Annotated in this window: 11 protein-coding genes; 6 read left to right on the forward strand and 5 right to left on the reverse strand. The window is 63.1% G+C overall.

Translation table 11 applies throughout. From position 1 onward, the window contains the following. The first annotated feature begins 16 nt into the window (after nt 1-16). Together L4G42_RS15950 and xylB are read left to right on the forward strand one after the other, a co-directional pair. Nucleotides 17-1,015, forward strand: coding sequence for a LacI family DNA-binding transcriptional regulator (locus L4G42_RS15950; RefSeq protein ID WP_237253151.1), 999 nt, complete (start codon nt 17-19; stop codon nt 1,013-1,015). Nucleotides 1,016-1,087: 72 nt separating this feature from the next. Continuing rightward, nucleotides 1,088-2,572: a xylulokinase gene (xylB, locus tag L4G42_RS15955; RefSeq protein ID WP_237253152.1), complete on the forward strand. Its 1,485-nt coding sequence runs from the start codon at nt 1,088-1,090 to the stop codon at nt 2,570-2,572. A gap of 228 nt (nt 2,573-2,800) precedes the next feature. Here xylB and L4G42_RS15960 read toward each other — a convergent pair whose 3' ends face one another. The 4 genes from L4G42_RS15960 to L4G42_RS15975 all read right to left on the reverse strand — a co-directional run bounded on the left by L4G42_RS15960 (nt 2,801) and on the right by L4G42_RS15975 (nt 8,140). After that, nucleotides 2,801-5,032: a xanthine dehydrogenase family protein molybdopterin-binding subunit gene (locus tag L4G42_RS15960; RefSeq protein ID WP_237253153.1), complete on the reverse strand. Its 2,232-nt coding sequence runs from the start codon at nt 5,030-5,032 to the stop codon at nt 2,801-2,803. Nucleotides 5,033-5,046: 14 nt separating this feature from the next. After that, nucleotides 5,047-6,030, reverse strand: coding sequence for an FAD binding domain-containing protein (locus L4G42_RS15965; RefSeq protein ID WP_237253154.1), 984 nt, complete (start codon nt 6,028-6,030; stop codon nt 5,047-5,049). Then, on the reverse strand, nt 6,030-6,701 hold the full coding sequence (locus tag L4G42_RS15970) for a (2Fe-2S)-binding protein (protein WP_237259492.1): 672 nt from the start codon (nt 6,699-6,701) through the stop codon (nt 6,030-6,032). Before L4G42_RS15970 ends, L4G42_RS15965 begins: the two co-directional genes overlap by 1 nt. 374 nt (nt 6,702-7,075) lie before the next feature. After that, complete coding sequence (locus tag L4G42_RS15975) at nt 7,076-8,140, reverse strand: NAD(P)-dependent alcohol dehydrogenase (protein ID WP_237259493.1); 1,065 nt, start codon at nt 8,138-8,140, stop codon at nt 7,076-7,078. 388 nt (nt 8,141-8,528) lie between these two features. Here L4G42_RS15975 and L4G42_RS15980 point away from each other — a divergent pair, with 388 nt between their 5' ends. The 4 genes from L4G42_RS15980 to L4G42_RS15995 all read left to right on the forward strand — a co-directional run bounded on the left by L4G42_RS15980 (nt 8,529) and on the right by L4G42_RS15995 (nt 14,754). After that, nucleotides 8,529-11,375, forward strand: coding sequence for a sensor domain-containing phosphodiesterase (locus L4G42_RS15980; protein ID WP_419789379.1), 2,847 nt, complete (start codon nt 8,529-8,531; stop codon nt 11,373-11,375). A gap of 117 nt (nt 11,376-11,492) precedes the next feature. Further along, the gene (locus tag L4G42_RS15985; RefSeq protein WP_237259494.1) at nt 11,493-12,677 is read left to right on the forward strand and encodes a DUF2252 domain-containing protein; all 1,185 of its coding nucleotides are present in this window, start codon (nt 11,493-11,495) and stop codon (nt 12,675-12,677) included. 96 nt (nt 12,678-12,773) lie between these two features. After that, the gene (locus L4G42_RS15990; protein WP_237253159.1) at nt 12,774-13,205 is read left to right on the forward strand and encodes a RidA family protein; all 432 of its coding nucleotides are present in this window, start codon (nt 12,774-12,776) and stop codon (nt 13,203-13,205) included. 1,072 nt (nt 13,206-14,277) lie between these two features. After that, nucleotides 14,278-14,754 carry a hypothetical protein gene (locus L4G42_RS15995; protein ID WP_237253160.1) on the forward strand — a complete coding sequence of 159 codons (477 nt, stop codon included), beginning with the start codon at nt 14,278-14,280 and terminating at the stop codon, nt 14,752-14,754. Here the strand turns inward: L4G42_RS15995 and L4G42_RS16000 are convergent. After that, nucleotides 14,744-15,673: a polyprenyl synthetase family protein gene (locus L4G42_RS16000; protein ID WP_237253161.1), complete on the reverse strand. Its 930-nt coding sequence runs from the start codon at nt 15,671-15,673 to the stop codon at nt 14,744-14,746. The genes L4G42_RS15995 and L4G42_RS16000 overlap by 11 nt on opposite strands. Nucleotides 15,674-15,769 lie beyond the last annotated feature (96 nt).

Below are 15,769 nucleotides of genomic sequence, written 5' to 3' on the forward strand. Positions count from 1 at the left end.
TGAAGGAGTCGGCGCAGTGATCAAAATGGAAGACGTGGCGAAGCGGGCGCGGGTATCGACGTCGACCGTTTCCCATGTGCTTAACGGCACGCGCAAGGTCAGCGACAAGACGGTGGAAGCGGTGCAGCGCGCGGTTCAGGATTTGGGCTACATCCCCAACACCCTGGCGCGCGCGCTGGCCCGTTCGCGCACCAACACCATTGGCGTGGCGATCTCGGCGCTGTCGAACCACTATTTCAGCGAGACCGTGCACGCCATCGAAACCGAATGCGCGCGCCACGGCATCATGATGTTGTTCGTTGACACCCACGACGATCCCGCCCAGGAATTGCGCGTGGTTCAGGCGCTGCACCATCGGCGCGTCGACGGCATTCTGCTTGCGCCGTCCAGCGATCCGCAGCAGGCGGCACTTGCTTATCTGCGCAGCAACGCGATCCCCAGCGTGCTGGTGGACAGGATGGCGGTCGAGGGTTTCGATCAGGTTGGCGTCGAGAATCGTCTGTCCACCTGCGAACTGGTCACTCATCTGATCGGCCACGGTCATCGGCGCATCGGCATGATTGCCGGGCATCGCGGCCTCAGTACGACGGAAGAGCGCATTGAGGGCTACCGGCAGGCGCTCGCCGAAGCGGGGCTGCCGTGGGATTCGCAGTTGCTGATTGACGGTGAGTCGAACAGCGAATCGGCACGGGTCGCCACTTCCGCGCTGTTGCGCCTGAACCCGCCGCCGACGGCGATTCTGGCGGCAAATAACCTGATGACCATCGGCGCCATGCACGCCTTGCGTGACGCGAACATCGCCGTGCCCGAGCAAATGGCCCTGGTGGGTTTTGATGATTTCGACTGGGCGGATTTTTTCCTGCCGCGCCTGAGTGTGATCGCTCAACCGGTGCAGGCCCTGGGCGCGCGGGCGGTGCAGTTGCTGTTGCAGCGCATCGATAATCCCGAGGGCAAACGACTGTCGGAGCGACTGGCGCCGACGTTACGCATTCGCAATTCGTGTGGATGCCCTTGAGGGTCCGCTGCCACGCGCCGGATTTACAGCCACCGCACTTTCAGGCACCGAATTTTCAGGAACCGAATCTTAATGAATCAGCTTGTTTCCCTCGGCATCGACCTCGGCACGTCCGAACTCAAGGCCATTCTGCTGGACGCTGCAGGCGAGGTGCTGGCCCAGGCCGGTGCGCGCGTGGAGGTCAGCCGGCGGCAGTCGGGCTGGTCGGAGCAGAATCCGGCCGACTGGTGGCAGGCCTGTGTTTCGGCGCTGGCTCAGTTGCGGAAAATCAATCCCCAGGCGTGGGCGCGGGTGGGCTGCATCGGTTTGTCGGGGCAGATGCACGGCGCGGTTCTGCTGGATGCGGCCGAGCAGGTGCTATATCCGGCGATTCTCTGGGACGACTCCCGCGCCGTGCTTCAGGCGTCGCGGCTGAACGAGGATTTCCCGGAGTACGCCGACGTCACCGGCAGTCTGGCCATGGCCGGGCTCACGGCGCCGAAGCTTGTGTGGCTGCAGCAGAACGAACCGCAGGTGTTCGCGCGCATCGCCAGCGTGCTGTCGCCGAAGGATTACCTCCGTTTGCTGCTGACCGGCGAGCAGGTCAGTGACATGTCTGACGCCGCCGGCACGTTGTGGCTGGATGTGGCGAAGCGCGAATGGTACGCGCCGATGCTCCACGCCACCGGGCTGACCATCGAGCAGATGCCCCGGTTGCTGGAAGCCGATCGACTGTCCGCCGGGCTGAGTGCCGAAGCGGCGGATGCGCTGGGTTTGCCGTCGGGTCTGCCCGTCGCCGCAGGCGGCGGCGACAACCCGGTATCCGCGGTGGGCATCGGTGCGATCAACGCCGGCGATGCTTTTGTCACCCTCGGCACCAGCGCGGCCATCGTCGCGATCACCGATCATCCGGCGGGCAATCCGGCCAGCGCCGTGCATAGCTTTTGCCACGCGTTGCCGCAGCGCTGGTACACCATGGGCGCGATGCTGGCGGGGGCGAGCTGCCTGCGCTGGGTCACCCGATTGTTGGGTCAGCCCAGTGAGCAGGCCTTGCTCGATCAGGTTCACGCTGGGTTGCCGGTCGATCAGCCAGTGGCGGTTTCCAGTCCGCTGTTTCTGCCGTACCTCGCGGGCGAGCGCACGCCCCACAACGACCCGCTGTTGCGGGGCGGCTTCATGAACCTGGGGCATGACAGCACGCCCGCCATGTTGGGCTATGCGGTGCTCGAAGGCGTGGGTTTCGGGCTGCTGGATGCGATGAATGCCACCCTGTCCGCAGGGGCCACGGTCAACGCCTGCGCCCTGGTGGGCGGCGGGGCACGCAGCGAATACTGGGCGCAGTTGCTGGCCAACATCCTTGATCGCGAGGTGTACACGTTGCACGGTAGCGAGCTCAGCGCCTGCATCGGCGCGGCGAAGCTGGGGTTTCTGTCGATCGGGGAGGGGGCTGAGTTGCTGAAGCGGGGGATGGCAGTGAAAGCGCGGTATCAGCCGTTGCCGGCGGTGCAAGCAGTGTTGAGGGCGCGCTACGGGAAATTCAAAGGGTTGCTGGGCGCCGCGCAAGGATTGATCGAGTGACATTTGATCGTCCCCACGCTCCGCGTGGGAACGCATCCTCCGACGCTCCGCGTCAGTTTTGAGACGCCGAGCGTCCAGTGCGGCATTCCCACGCAGAGCGTGGGAACGATCTTCCAGGGCTTCCCGGCTAAAGCCGGTCCTACAGCCGGCCCCACTGACGGCATGCGGTGCTTCAGTGGGACCGGCTTCAGCCGGGAAGAGGACGGTTAGGGCGCTGGAATTTCTGGTTTAAACCTTCATCGTCGGCGGCAACTCCATCAGCTTGTCCAACGTAATCGGCAGGTCCCGTATGCGTTTGCCAGTGGCGTGTGAGACAGCATTCGCTACCGCGGCCGCAAGCCCGGTAATCCCGATCTCGCCGATCCCGCGAGCGCCGAATTCGTTGAGCTCGAAGTCCGGGTAGTCCAGCAGGATCACATCGATCTCCGGTTGGTCGGCGTGCACCGGCACCACGTATTCGGCGTAGTTGTTGTTCACCGGCATGCCGTTGCGCTCGTCGAAGTCCGTCGCTTCAAACAGCGCCATGCCGACGCCCATGACAATCGCGCCTTCGACTTGGTTGAGCGCTGTTTTCTGGTTGATCACCTTGCCCACGTCAATCGCACTCACCACCCGCGACACGCGCAGCCGCGAGATGCCCGAGTCCCAGCGCACTTCGACAAAATGCACGCCGAACGAGCGGAACGAGTGCTTGCTGGTGTCGTTCATGCCGGTCTTCGCTTCGCCGAAGGCGCTGCCCTGCTTCTGTGCGTTGAGCACATCGGCGATGGCAAACGTCTTGTCGCCGCTCTTCAACTGGCCCTGCTCGAAGCTCACCTGCTCGGCCTTGGCCCCGGCAAACACGCCCTTGGGCGCGGTCGCGAACGCCTTTAGCTGTTCGACGGCCTGGCGGGTAGCTTCGGCAATGGCCGGCAACACGCTCGCGGTCGCCCATGATCCGCCCGACACCGGCGCCGGCGGGAACGACGAATTGCCCAGCTCGACTTCGATCTTGTCCAGCGGGATGCCGGTGATGCTGCTGACCACCTGGGCGACGATGGTGTACGTGCCGGTGCCGATGTCCTGTACCCCACAAATGGCCCAGGCCGTGCCATCGGCGCGCAGCGCGACTTGCGCCTCTGCGGGGGTGCGATAGGCGTCCCAGTTACAGGCGGCCATGCCATAACCGATGATCTCGGTGCCGTCCTTCATCGAACCCGGCGTCGGGTTGCGCTTGCTCCAGCCGAAGCGCTCGGCGGCCTTGTCGATGCACTCCTGCAGATGATTGCTCGACCACGGCAGGTTCTGGCTTTCGTCGCGCTCGGAGACGTTCAGCTTGCGGAATGCCAGCGGGTCCATGCCCACTTTATCAGCCATCTCGTCCATGGCCGATTCCAGGGCGAACAGCCCCGGCGCTGCACCCGGCGCACGCATGGAGGTCGGCGTGCCGCGATTGACCTCGATGATCTTGTGGGTGACCAGCACGTTCGCGCAGCTATAAAGGCTCTTGGTCGAGGTGCCGCAGTTTTCCTTGTACGGGTCGGTGAAGGACGTGGTGTTGATGGACTCGTGGCGCACCGACACCAGCTTGCCTTTGTCATCGGTCGCCAGGCGCATGCGCTGCCGGGTTTCCGGGCGGTGCCCGGTGGTGGTGAACATCTGTTGGCGCGGCACGACCAACTGCACGGGCCGATTGAGCACCCTGGCAGCGCCGCAGGCGGCGACCGAATGGGGCCAGATCCACAACTTGCTGCCGAAACCGGAGCCAATGAACGGAGCCCGGACTTCGACCTTTTCCGGGATCAGCCCGAAGATTTTCGCCAGGGAATTGCGGTGGGCAACTACGCCCTGGGTGGCTTCGTAAACGATTAGGCGTCCGTCTTCCCAACTGGCGACGGTGGCGTGCATTTCCATCGGGTTGTGGGTTTCGACGGGGGTCGAGTAGGTCGTGTCGATGCTGTGGGCGGCACTGTCGAAGGCAGCGGCGGCGTCACCCCGGGTGTGGTTCGGGCTGCCGTCCTGCAAGGCGCCCGCTTTCAGGCCCTGTTCGAGATTGGCCACTGCGTCGGTCTTGCTGTAGCTGACTTTGATCTTGTAGGCCGCGGCCCGCGCGTGCTCGAAGGTATCGGCCACCACCAGGGCGACGAACTGACCGGCGTAATGCACGGTGTCGTCTTCGAACGGCAGGCGGCTTTCGTCGGACTTGGCCGCCTTGAGGATCTGCGCGAAGGACATCGGCAGCGTCGAGTTGTGATAGAGCGACGGGAAGTTGCCGTGGTGCAGAATCTCTAGCACGCCCGGCGATTTGCGCGCCGCGTCCAGTTCCAGGCCGATGATCTTGCCGCTGGCGACGGTGCTGAACACGCCGTAGCCGTAGGCCATATTTTTCAGGTGATGGTCGGACGCGTACATCGCGCTGCCGGTGACCTTACGTTGGCCATCGATGCGGCGGGGTGCCGAGCCAATCATTGCATCAGTCATGGTGAATCCTCCGGTCAGGCGTTCAAGGTGCCGAGGTTGCGCACGATGGCCTGCTGCCCCAACGCGATCTTGTAGGCGTTGTGGCGATAGGCTTTGGCGCCCGTGAGGGCGATGGCGGCGACTTTCTCGAGGGTCTGCGGCGTCAGGGTCTGGCCCTTCAGCGCCTGCTCGGCATCGAGTGAACGCCAGGGTTTGGTGCCGACCCCGCCCAGTGCCACCCGTGCTTCGCGCACGGTGTTGCCGTCCATGACGACGATCACGGCGCTGGACGCCAGGGCGAACTGATACGAGGCGCGATCCCGCAGCTTCAGGTAAGCGGACGTGTTGCCGGCCAGCGGCGCAGCGAGCACCACGTGGGTGATCAATTCATCGTCCAGCAGCGCGTGTTCTTTCCACGGCGTCGCGCCGGGCAGCAGGTGGAAATCAGCAAAATCGACACTGCGCTTGCCCTTCGGGCCCTGCACCTCGACCGTCGCACCAATGGCGACCATCGCCACGCACATGTCAGAAGGGTGGCTGGCGATGCACTGGTCGCTGGTGCCGAGCACCGCGTGCACGCTGCGATTGTGGCCGTCGATGGCGGCGCAGCCTGAGCCCGGTTCGCGTTTGTTGCAGGGCGAATAGCCGTCGCGGAAATAGTTGCAGCGCACCCTCTGCATCACGTTGCCAGCCGTCGTGGCCTTGTTGCGCAGCTGAGTGGTGGCGCCGGACAGCAACGCCTGGGACAGCACGGCATAGTGCTCGACGATGTGCGGGTGATGGGCCAGTTCGGTATTGCTGACCAGCGCACCGATGCGCACGCTGCCGTCCTTCTGCACTTCGATCTGCTTGAGGGAAAGGTGGTTGACGTCGATGACCTGATCGGCGGGCATGATGTCGAGCTTGACCAGATCAAGCAACGTCGTGCCGCCGGCGAGGAAGAAGGTCGTCGGGCTTTTCGCGTGGGTCGTCACGGCCTGTTCGACGCTGTTGGCGCGCACGTAATCAAAGGCTCTCATCAGCTCACCTCCTGGACTTTGATGCGCGCCGACTGGATCGCCGCGAGGATGTTCTTGTACGCGCCGCAACGGCAAATATTGCCGCTCATGGCTTCGCGCACGCTGTGATCGTCAGTGCCGATGTTTTTGTCGTTCAACAACGCCGCCGCGCTCATGATCTGCCCGGAGGTGCAATAGCCGCACTGGTAGGCATCGTGTTCCCAGAAGGCCTCCTGCACCGGGTGCAATGTGCCGTTCTGCGCCAGGCCTTCGATGGTGGTGATGGCGTCGCCTTCGTGCATCGCCGCGAGGGACAGGCACGAATTGATCGCCACGCCATTGACGTGAACGGTGCAGGCGCCGCACTGGCCGTGGTCGCAGCCTTTCTTGGTGCCAGTGAGTTGCAAGCGATCACGCAGTACATCCAGCAGCGCGGCGTTGGCCGGCAGGTTCAGGGTGTGGGCCTGGCCGTTGACCTTCAGGGTCATGCGCCTTTCGTCGGCCGCAGGCGGGTCGATGTCATCGGCGACGGCGGCCTGGGCTTCCAGCGCCTGGGTCCAGATCGGCGCCGTCGCGGCAGCGAGGCTGGACACGCCGATGGATTTCAGAAAATTACGGCGGGAGGGAACGGTAAAGGCCTTGAGGTCGCAAGACACTTCTTGTTTGTTGGGACGATCAGGCTGATCGGTCATGAACGGGTTCCTCGTCAGCGTTGGGTCAGACCTGGCGGCCGACGGTGGGCGGACGCGCGGGCAGGGACGGCAGGTGGAACGGCATGCGGTATGGCTAGGGGCAACGGCAGTCTTCAACGATAACCAGTGCGCAGGCACTGCATTCAGTTGAATCCATGCATGCACGTGTGAGTCGTGCTCTCTAATCCTTGGCGCTTGTGTCAGCAGCGAGGGCTGGCGCCTTGTCGGGATCAGCAAAAGTAGGCGGCGCTGGCCATGGCTCAAGGGTTGTGACCGAAGCACCGGGGTATGGTTGCCGATATTTCTCAGGTGGAAAACACACAGAATGTTACGGCTGACCCGGGCCAGTGAAACCGGCCCGGGTGCCTGGCCCGTCAGGCGGCTGACGCTTCTTCTTTCAGGGTCGCCATGTCGATGACAAAGCGGTATTTCACGTCGCCCTTGATCATGCGCTCGTAGGCTTCGTTGATGTCCTTCATGTGAATCATCTCGATGTCGGAGACAATGCCGTGCTTCGCGCAGAAATCCAGCATCTCCTGGGTTTCCTGAATGCCGCCGATCAGCGAGCCGGCGAGGCTGCGGCGTTTGAAGATCAGGTTGAACACGCCTGGCGACGGGTGCGGCTGATCCGGCGCGCCCACCAGCGTCATGGTGCCGTCGCGCTTGAGCAGGTTCAGGAACGGATCAAGATTGTGCGGCGCCGCGACGGTGTTGAGGATGAAGTCGAGCTGATTGGTCTGGGTGGCCATTTCATCAGGGTTTTTCGAGACGATGACTTCATCGGCGCCCAGGCGCAGGCCGTCTTCACGCTTGTTCGGCGAGGTGGTGAACAGCACCACGTGGGCGCCCATGGCGTGGGCGATCTTCACCGCCATGTGACCGAGACCGCCCAACCCGACGACGCCGACTTTCTTGCCCGGGCCGACTTTCCAGTGGTGCAGCGGCGAGTAGGTGGTGATCCCGGCGCAGAGCAACGGCGCGACGGCGGCGAGGTTGTCGCTGTGGGAAATCTTCAGGACAAACTTTTCTTTCACCACGATCTTGTCGGAGTAGCCACCGAAGGTGTTCTCGCCGCCAAACACCGGACCGTTGTAAGTGCCGGTGAAGCCGTTCTCGCAGTATTGCTCTTCGCCTTCCGCGCAGGACGCGCAGTGCTGGCAGCTGTCGACCATGCAGCCGACGCCGGCGAGGTCGCCGACCTTGAAGTGAGTGACGTTGGCGCCGACCGCGGTGACCTTGCCGACGATCTCGTGGCCCGGCACCGACGGATACAGGGTGTTGTGCCATTCGTTGCGCGCGGTGTGCAGGTCCGAGTGGCAGACGCCGCAGAACAGGATGTCGATCTGCACGTCATCGGCGCCGGGGTCGCGGCGCTCGATCTGAAAAGGGGCCAGTTTGTCGGTGGATTTTTGCGCGGCGTAGCTGTAAGTCTTGATCATTGGGTGATCATCTCCAGTGAGGCAAAAAGACGGGTAACCGCAATCAGTGACAGGCGAGGGCGCTCAAAGGTCAATGCCGAAACATGAAACCGTCCCCGCCGGGCTGTTGACGAGCTGTGTGAAGCGGACTGTGTAAACCGGACTGCATAAACCGGACTGTATAAACAGAGTGCCGGGTTAAATCTTTCAATTTGCAGGCCGCTATATAGCCGTGCGCCCGGTAATTTCAACAAATGTCGTGGAATACGGTTTTTTCGTCGCGAATAGACCGCAAATGCGAATATGCCGCTTGCAACCTTCTGTCACACCCCATGAAGATAGCTCAGTCCGACGCTGCAATGGAGCGCCTATGAATTCCCCACTTTCGACCCTCTCCGGGTACACGTCGATGGCCGACGAGCGGATCTCTGCACCCGGCGATAACGGCGCGCTGGCCGTGGGTGGATTGACCGGGGATAATTCGCTGGACGCCTTGCTGTGCGCCGCCCGCCAGGCTTCGCCGGCGTTAAGTTGGGCCGCTTACCGTGCCGGCCAGCAAATGCACCTGCTGGGGCAGGGCAGTTCCGCCACGCCCTGGCCGACGCTGATACCCCGTGAAGAATTCGACGGCTACTGCCGCAAGCATCATTTGCAGCGTTGGGTGACCGGTCATGGCGAGTCAGCCCTGGGCTGGCTGTTGATGCCGGACGCGCACGCAGGCGATCCGTTTTTTGCCGAGCTGGCCGGACGCCTCGGCCTGCGCCTGCAAACCGATGCACTGGCCCGGGCACAGGCGACCCAGCGGGTGCTCTATGAAATCACCTACCTGGCCAGCTCCACGCGTGACCGTTCGGCGTTTTTGCAGGGCGTGCACAAGCAGCTGTCGACCCTGATCGACGCGGAAAACTTCTACCTGGCGCTGTACGAAAGCCACAGCGGCAAGATCACTTACCCGTATTACATCGACATCACCGACCTCGACGCCCTTGAGGCGGAAACCTACGAGTTTCTCGACCCCGAGCGGCTCTCCATGACCGGTTATGTGCTGACCACCGAGCAGGCGCTGTTCGTCGATGCCGTCGCCATCGAGCGGGCGCGGGCGCTGGATCGGTTCCACTGTGTGGGCCATCGCCCCGAATTCTGGATGGGCGCGCCGCTGAAAAACGCCTCCGACGACGTGTTCGGCATGCTCGCGATGCAGGTCTATGACGTCGCCCGGGTCTACAGCGTCGAGGATCAGGAGCTGTTTCTGGTGGTCGCCCGCCATGTGGCGATGGCCCTGGACCGGATTCTGCACCGCGCGCAGCTGGAAGAAACCGTCGCCCGCCGCACCCTCGAGCTGTCCCGCCTGAACGACGCCCTGCGCAACGAAGTGGCCGATCGCGAACGCGCCGAGCACTTGCAGAGCGCGCTGTTCCAGATCACCGAGTTGTCCAGCCAGCCCGGCGACATGACCGACTTGTTCAAGAGCCTGCACGGCATCGTCGGCGAGCTGCTGTTTGCCCTTAACTTCTATATCGCGCTGTTCGACGACGCCACCGCCGAGGTGACTTTCCCGTACTACGTGGACGAACGCCTGACTCGACGCCCCGATCCGCGCCGTGGCGAGCGCGGCTTTACCGAGTACGTCATTCGCCAGCGCCGGGCGTGCCTGATCGACGAGACCGAGGCGCGCTGGCTGGAAAGCATCGGTGAAATCACCCTGCAGAATGAGGTCAACCGTTCCAGTTCCTGGCTGGGCATTCCGCTATTCGACGGCGACGTGGTGCGTGGCGTGCTGGCAGTGCAGAGCTATACCTCCCATGTCAGCTATTCGCTGCGCGATCAGGAGCTACTGACCTTCGTGTCGCGCCACATCGACACGGCGTTGTCCCGGCGCAGCGCCGCCGAAGCCATTCATACCGCCAATCTGCGCCTGGAAGCGCGGGTTCAGGACCGCACCCGGGAGCTGGACTACGCCAACGCCAAGCTGCAGCACGAAAACGCCCACGACGCGCTGACCGGGCTGCCCAACCGCAGTTATCTGCAGCAGCGGCTGAAAGGCGCGTGGCAGGACTTCTGCGACCGGGGCGAGGAGCTGGCGGTGATGTTCATCGACCTCGACCGCTTCAAAATGGTCAACGACAGCCTTGGCCATCATTCGGGCGACTTGTTGCTGATCCAGGCCGCCGACCGACTGCGCCATTGCATGCGCGATAGTGATTTGCTTGCGCGATTGGGCGGCGATGAATTCGCCGTGCTGGCCTACGCCGCGCCGCCGGACGTCACCGTGGCAATCGCGGAGCGCATTCTGCTGGCGTTCGACGTGCCGTTCTACATCGACGGCCACGCAGTGTTTTCGTCATGCAGCATCGGTGTGGTCGGCGCCGATCTGCAGTTTCACAGCGAGCCGGCGGATTTGCTCCGCGATGCCGACACGGCCATGTACCGAGTCAAGAACGCCGGGCGCGACAGCTACGCGGTGTTCAACCAGGAAGTGCGTCGCGAGGTGTCCGACCAGATGGAGCAGGAGACCGCGCTGCGCAACGCCCTCAAGCGCACCGACGAACTGGTGCCGTACTTCCAGCCGATTATCGATGTCGCCAGCGGCCGGATTCTGGCCCTCGAAGCGCTGATTCGCTGGCGTCAGGCCGATGGCCGGATCGTCGCGCCGGGTGAGTTTCTGCCGGCACTGGAAGGGCTGCGCCTGATTGGCCGGCTGGACCTGTACATGTTGCAGCAGGTGGTGGTGATCCTCGCCCATCCCGACCATGCGCATTGGCCGACGGTGCACGTCAACTGCTCCAGCTACAGCATCACCCGCCCGGAATTTTCCAGCGAAGTGCTCGGTTTGCTGAGCCAGCATGGCGTGGCGCCGTCGCGCATCTGCCTGGAACTTACCGAAGGCGCGCTGGTGGCCGAGCCGGAGCTGGCGCGTCAGGCCATGAAGCACTTGGCTGACAACGGCGTGTCGGTGGTGCTCGATGACTTTGGCGCGGGGTTCTCGTCCCTCAGTTACGTGCACCAGTACCATTTCAGCGGGCTGAAGATCGACAAGTCCTTCACCCTGGAACTCACCACCAGCTCCCGCAGCCGCGCCATCGTTCGCGCGATCGTGCGCATGGCCGAATCCCTGGGGCTGACGGTGGTGGCGGAGGGCGTGGAAGACGCCGCGACCCTGGAACTGCTGCGGGAAATGGGCGCGGGTCAGGCTCAGGGTTACTACTTCTCGATGCCAGTGCCCCAGGACAAGCTGGATTTGAGCGCGTTGCTGTAACACGGAGCTGTCTGGCAGCCGAGGTTATTAAACTCGGCCTTTGCGATATCTTGAAACATTCCGCAACATTTCTCTTTGGAGCGAGTCAACGCTACATCTCCCTGCAAAGAATTGTTCATGAAGACCCCTCGACCCTCCGCACGCCTCAAGCCGCTCAACGAATTACGTAATCTGAAAATGGCTCGTTCCGCCCACGCCTATGTGCGCGGCAGCACGGTGCAGTTTTACGAATGGCTGCACAGCCAGTCCGGCCGGCGTCTGCCCAGCGGCCCGCCGGTGTGGATCTGCGGCGACTGTCACGCGGGTAATCTCGGGCCGACCGGCGATTCCAAAGGCCGTATCGACATTCACATCCGCGATCTGGATCAGACGGTGATCGGCAACCCGGCCCATGACCTGGTGCGCCTGGCGCTGTCCCTGGCCACCGCTGCTCGTGGTTCCGATCTGCCCGGCGTCGCCACCGCAAGAATGCTCGAAGAGATGATGCAGGGTTACGAGCTGGCGTTCGAAGACGGCGCCGATGAGGAGCCCGCGCGCCCGACGCAGGTGAAGGCGGGGATGCGCAGCGCCGTTCAGCGGACCTGGAAGCACCTTGCTCAGGAGCGTATTGAAGACACGCGGCCGACCATTCCGCTGGGCAAGCATTTCTGGTCGTTGTCCCGCGATGAGCGTCATGGCCTGAAAGACCTGTGCTCGACGCCGGAGATTCATGCGCTGGTGACGTCGCTGAAGGGCCGATCCAAGGATGACCGCGTCGAGATGCTCGATTGCGCGTACTGGGTGAAGGGTTGCAGCTCGCTGGGCCTGCTGCGCTATGCGGTTTTGTTGAGCGTGGGCGATGACGAAGATAAGGAATATTGCCTGCTCGACGTCAAGGAAGCCGTCGCTGCTGCCGCGCCGCGTACCCCGCGGGCGGGCATGCCCCGGGACAACGGCAAGCGCGTGGTGGAAGGCGCCCGGCACCTTTCCCCGGGGCTCGGCAACCGGATGATCGCCACGCGAATGCTGGATCACGGCTTCTTCGTCCGCGAACTGCTGCCCCAGGACATGAAGCTTGAGCTCGATCAGCTGAGCGAACGCGAAGCCATGAAAGCCGCCGGTTACCTGGCCCGCGTCGTCGGCCTGGCCCACGCCCGGCAGATGGACCTCGCCACGCGCTCGTCGTGGATGCGCGAACTGCAACTCAACCGCTCGCAGACCCTGGATGCGCCGTCATGGTTGTGGAGCAACGTCGTGCATCTGGTGGGCAGCCACGAGCAGGGCTATCTGGAGCATTGCCGGCGCTATGCGCTGGAGAATTGATACGCGCTGGAAATTCGATCCGGACGTTGACGCTCGCTTGACCTCCACTTAGGTGGAGGGTCGAGACTGGGCGCCCTCACGTCCAGGATCACTGCCATGACGCAAACCCCCGCTGCTTCATCCTTCGAGTTGTCCAACCCGCCAGGCTTGTATGATCCGGCTCCCAATGCGTATTCCCATCTCGCCGTTGTTGGCCCGAACGCCAACTGGCTGTTCGTCGCCGGGCAGGGCGGGGAAGATGCACAAGGTCTGCTGTCCTCCGAGTTTGCCGATCAAGCGGCACAAGCCATCGCCAACGTCCGCACCGCCCTGCAATCACGAGGGGCTGACATTCAGCACATCTTCAAACTGACGCTGCTGGTTGTCGATCACACCGAAGAAAAGCTGCGCATCTGGGTCGAGCACGCGGATCTCGCATGGGCGGGGCACATGAAGCCGGTGTGCACACTGATCCCGGTCCCGCGCCTGGCGCTGGACAGGATGCTGATCGAGATCGAAGCGGTGGCGGCGCTTATGCCCAGAGACTGATTGGTTTTTTGTGGGACCGGCTTCAGCCGGGAAGAGGCCAGTGTGAACACCATCAATTCTGCAGCGTGACTGCCGACGCCTTCCCGGCTAAAGCCGGTCCTACAGTCGAGGTTTGCCAATCCCACTGGGGGTACGCAGTGCTTTCAGTGGGACCGGCTTCAGCCGGGAAGAGGCCCGTGTGAGCACCATCAATTCTGCAGTGTGACTGCCGACGCCTTCCCGGCTAAAGCCGGTCCTACAGTCGGGGTCACTGCCAATTCCACTGCGTGCGCGCGGTCTCTTGGTAGGACCGGCTTCAGCCGGGAAGAGGCCAGTGTGAACACCATCAATTCTGCAGCGTGACTGCCGACGCCTTCCCGGCTGAAGCCGGTCCCACAGTCGAGGTTTGCCAATCCCACTGGGGGTACGCAGTGCTTTCAGTGGGACCGGCTTCAGCCGGGAAGAGGCCAGTGTGAACACCATCAATTCTGCAGCGCGACCGCCGACGCCTTCCCGGCTAAAGCCGGTCCCACAGTCGAGGTTTGCCAATCCCACTGGGGGTACGCGGTCTCGTGGTAGGACCGGCTTCAGCCGGGAAGAGGCCCGTGTGAGCACCATCAATTCTGCAGTGTGACTGCCGACGCCTTCCCGGCTAAAGCCGGTCCTACAGTCGGGATCACTGCCAAAGCCGGTCCTACAGTCGGGGTCACTGCCAATTCCACTGCGCGCGCGCGGTCTCTTGGTAGGACCGGCTTCAGCCGGGAAGAGGCCCGTGTGAGCACCATCAATTCTGCAGTGTGACTGCCGACGCCTTCCCGGCTAAAGCCGGTCGTACAGTCGGGGTCACTGCCAAAGCCGGTCGTACACGTTCGGGTTCAGCTAATCCTGCTTGCTCGGGTTTCGGTTATCGGCTGTAAATCATGTGGCAAAACCCATAACAGGCGAACCGGCCTGATCGCTTGCTGGTAAATTGGCGCACGCCTCGTTTGTTGAGCCATCATTGGCTCCAGAAAGGCGATTGACGCGGGCGCGGCAGCCCGCATCGCCGAGGCATTACCCTTATTCAATCTCTCCTGCTAAAGGGATTTACATCATGCGGCAATTTGCGGCCCTCGCTTTGTTTCTCAGTCTCAATGCCTTCGCTCAGGACGCGCCTCAGCCGATCGCCAAATGGACGCTGCTCGATCAGTTCGACAAGGCCTACACGCTCGACGACCAGGCCCAGGTGCTGTTGATCGCCCGCAGCATGTCGGCGGCGAAGATGGTCAACGCCGCACTTGAGGAGGGTCCCGAGGGTTACCTGGAGCAGCGCCACGTTGTTTACGTGGCGGACATCGAGAAGATGCCGTCGCTGGTAAAAATGGTAGCGGTACCTGCCATGCGTTCTGCCAAGTACCGCATCATGCTGGACCGTGACGCCCGGGTCGCCTCGGCCTACGACGGCGACCGCGACACCGTGCAGTGGCTGACGCTGAAAAACGGCGCGGTCGTCCGCCAGGAACGATTCTCGGACGGCGAACAACTCAAGCAGGCCATCGCAAAACTGGGTTCGCAGTCGGCTAGCCGTTGACTGCAGCCTTCTCGAAGATCTGCCGCAGGTAGCCGGCGATGGTCGAGGCGTCGCCGTAGACCTCACGCAGCGCGTGCTCGGCGCTGGACAGGTGCAGCGCCAGTTGCCGCTTGACCTTGTCCTCGCCGTACAGCGAAACGAAAGTGGATTTGCCGTCGTCCTTGCCTTGATCCTTGTCGCTGTCGGCGCAGCGGTCGCGCAGATCGTCGTACATCTGGAAGGCCTGGCCCAGCTCCATAGCGAAGTTCTGCAGCAGCGGTCGCTGGTCTTCCCGGGCGCCGCTGATCAGCCACGCCATGTCCATGATCGCGCCGAACAGCACGCCGGTCTTCAGGTTGTTGGTCAGGGCGATCTCGTCCGCGTCACGGCTGCGCTGGCCGTCGCGCAAATCCTGAAACTGCCCGCGCACCAGACCTTGCATGCCCACGGTATTGGCCAGCACTTCGACCAGTTCGGTGCGGGTGGTGGCGGCCAGATCGCTGATGGTGGCAACGACACCGAACGCACGGCTGAGCAGGGCGATGGCGGTCAGAATGGCCACATCTTCACCGAATTTCAGGTGGACCGTGGGCTGACCGCGCCGCAGCGCGGCGTTGTCCATGCACGGCATGTCGTCGAGCACCAGTGATGCGGCGTGGATCATCTCGACGGCGCAGCCCAGGTCCACGGCCTGACGCCTGATCGTGCGGCTGTTTTCACGGCCGTCCTCGACCAGCCCTTCAGCGGCGAGCACCAACAGCACCGGGCGCATGCGTTTGCCCGGCGCCAAAGTCGATTCACGCATGGCCAGCGCCACCAGGTCGCGCTCGTTGCCGGATTCGGGCAACAGCTCGGAGAGGCGCGTTTCGATGGCCTTCCGGACGTCTCCCAGTCGCCCGGCAAAGCCCGATTTGATTGTTGTGTCGACGTTACCTGCCATCGGTCTTTCCCTATGCTTTAGCGGTAATACTGTTCGTCGCGGGCCGGTAAGGAGGTGCGGGGCCGGTCGTCGCGGAACGACTGCTGTTTCTAAATG

Origin of the sequence: Pseudomonas petrae (assembly GCF_021728295.1) — a bacterium.
Taxonomy (GTDB): domain Bacteria; phylum Pseudomonadota; class Gammaproteobacteria; order Pseudomonadales; family Pseudomonadaceae; genus Aquipseudomonas; species Aquipseudomonas petrae.

Bases quoted from the DNA above. Each gene is read 5' to 3' on its own strand.
- L4G42_RS15995 (WP_237253160.1), top strand. From the start codon at position 14,278: ATGCGGCAATTTGCGGCCCTCGCTTTGTTTCTCAGTCTCAATGCCTTC.
- L4G42_RS15975 (WP_237259493.1), bottom strand. From the start codon at position 8,140: ATGATCAAGACTTACAGCTACGCCGCGCAAAAATCCACCGACAAACTG.
- L4G42_RS15960 (WP_237253153.1), bottom strand. From the start codon at position 5,032: ATGACTGATGCAATGATTGGCTCGGCACCCCGCCGCATCGATGGCCAA.
- L4G42_RS15965 (WP_237253154.1), bottom strand. From the start codon at position 6,030: ATGAGAGCCTTTGATTACGTGCGCGCCAACAGCGTCGAACAGGCCGTG.
- L4G42_RS15990 (WP_237253159.1), top strand. From the start codon at position 12,774: ATGACGCAAACCCCCGCTGCTTCATCCTTCGAGTTGTCCAACCCGCCA.
- L4G42_RS16000 (WP_237253161.1), bottom strand. From the start codon at position 15,673: ATGGCAGGTAACGTCGACACAACAATCAAATCGGGCTTTGCCGGGCGA.
- L4G42_RS15970 (WP_237259492.1), bottom strand. From the start codon at position 6,701: ATGACCGATCAGCCTGATCGTCCCAACAAACAAGAAGTGTCTTGCGAC.
- xylB (WP_237253152.1), top strand. From the start codon at position 1,088: ATGAATCAGCTTGTTTCCCTCGGCATCGACCTCGGCACGTCCGAACTC.
- L4G42_RS15980 (WP_419789379.1), top strand. From the start codon at position 8,529: ATGGCCGACGAGCGGATCTCTGCACCCGGCGATAACGGCGCGCTGGCC.
- L4G42_RS15985 (WP_237259494.1), top strand. From the start codon at position 11,493: ATGAAGACCCCTCGACCCTCCGCACGCCTCAAGCCGCTCAACGAATTA.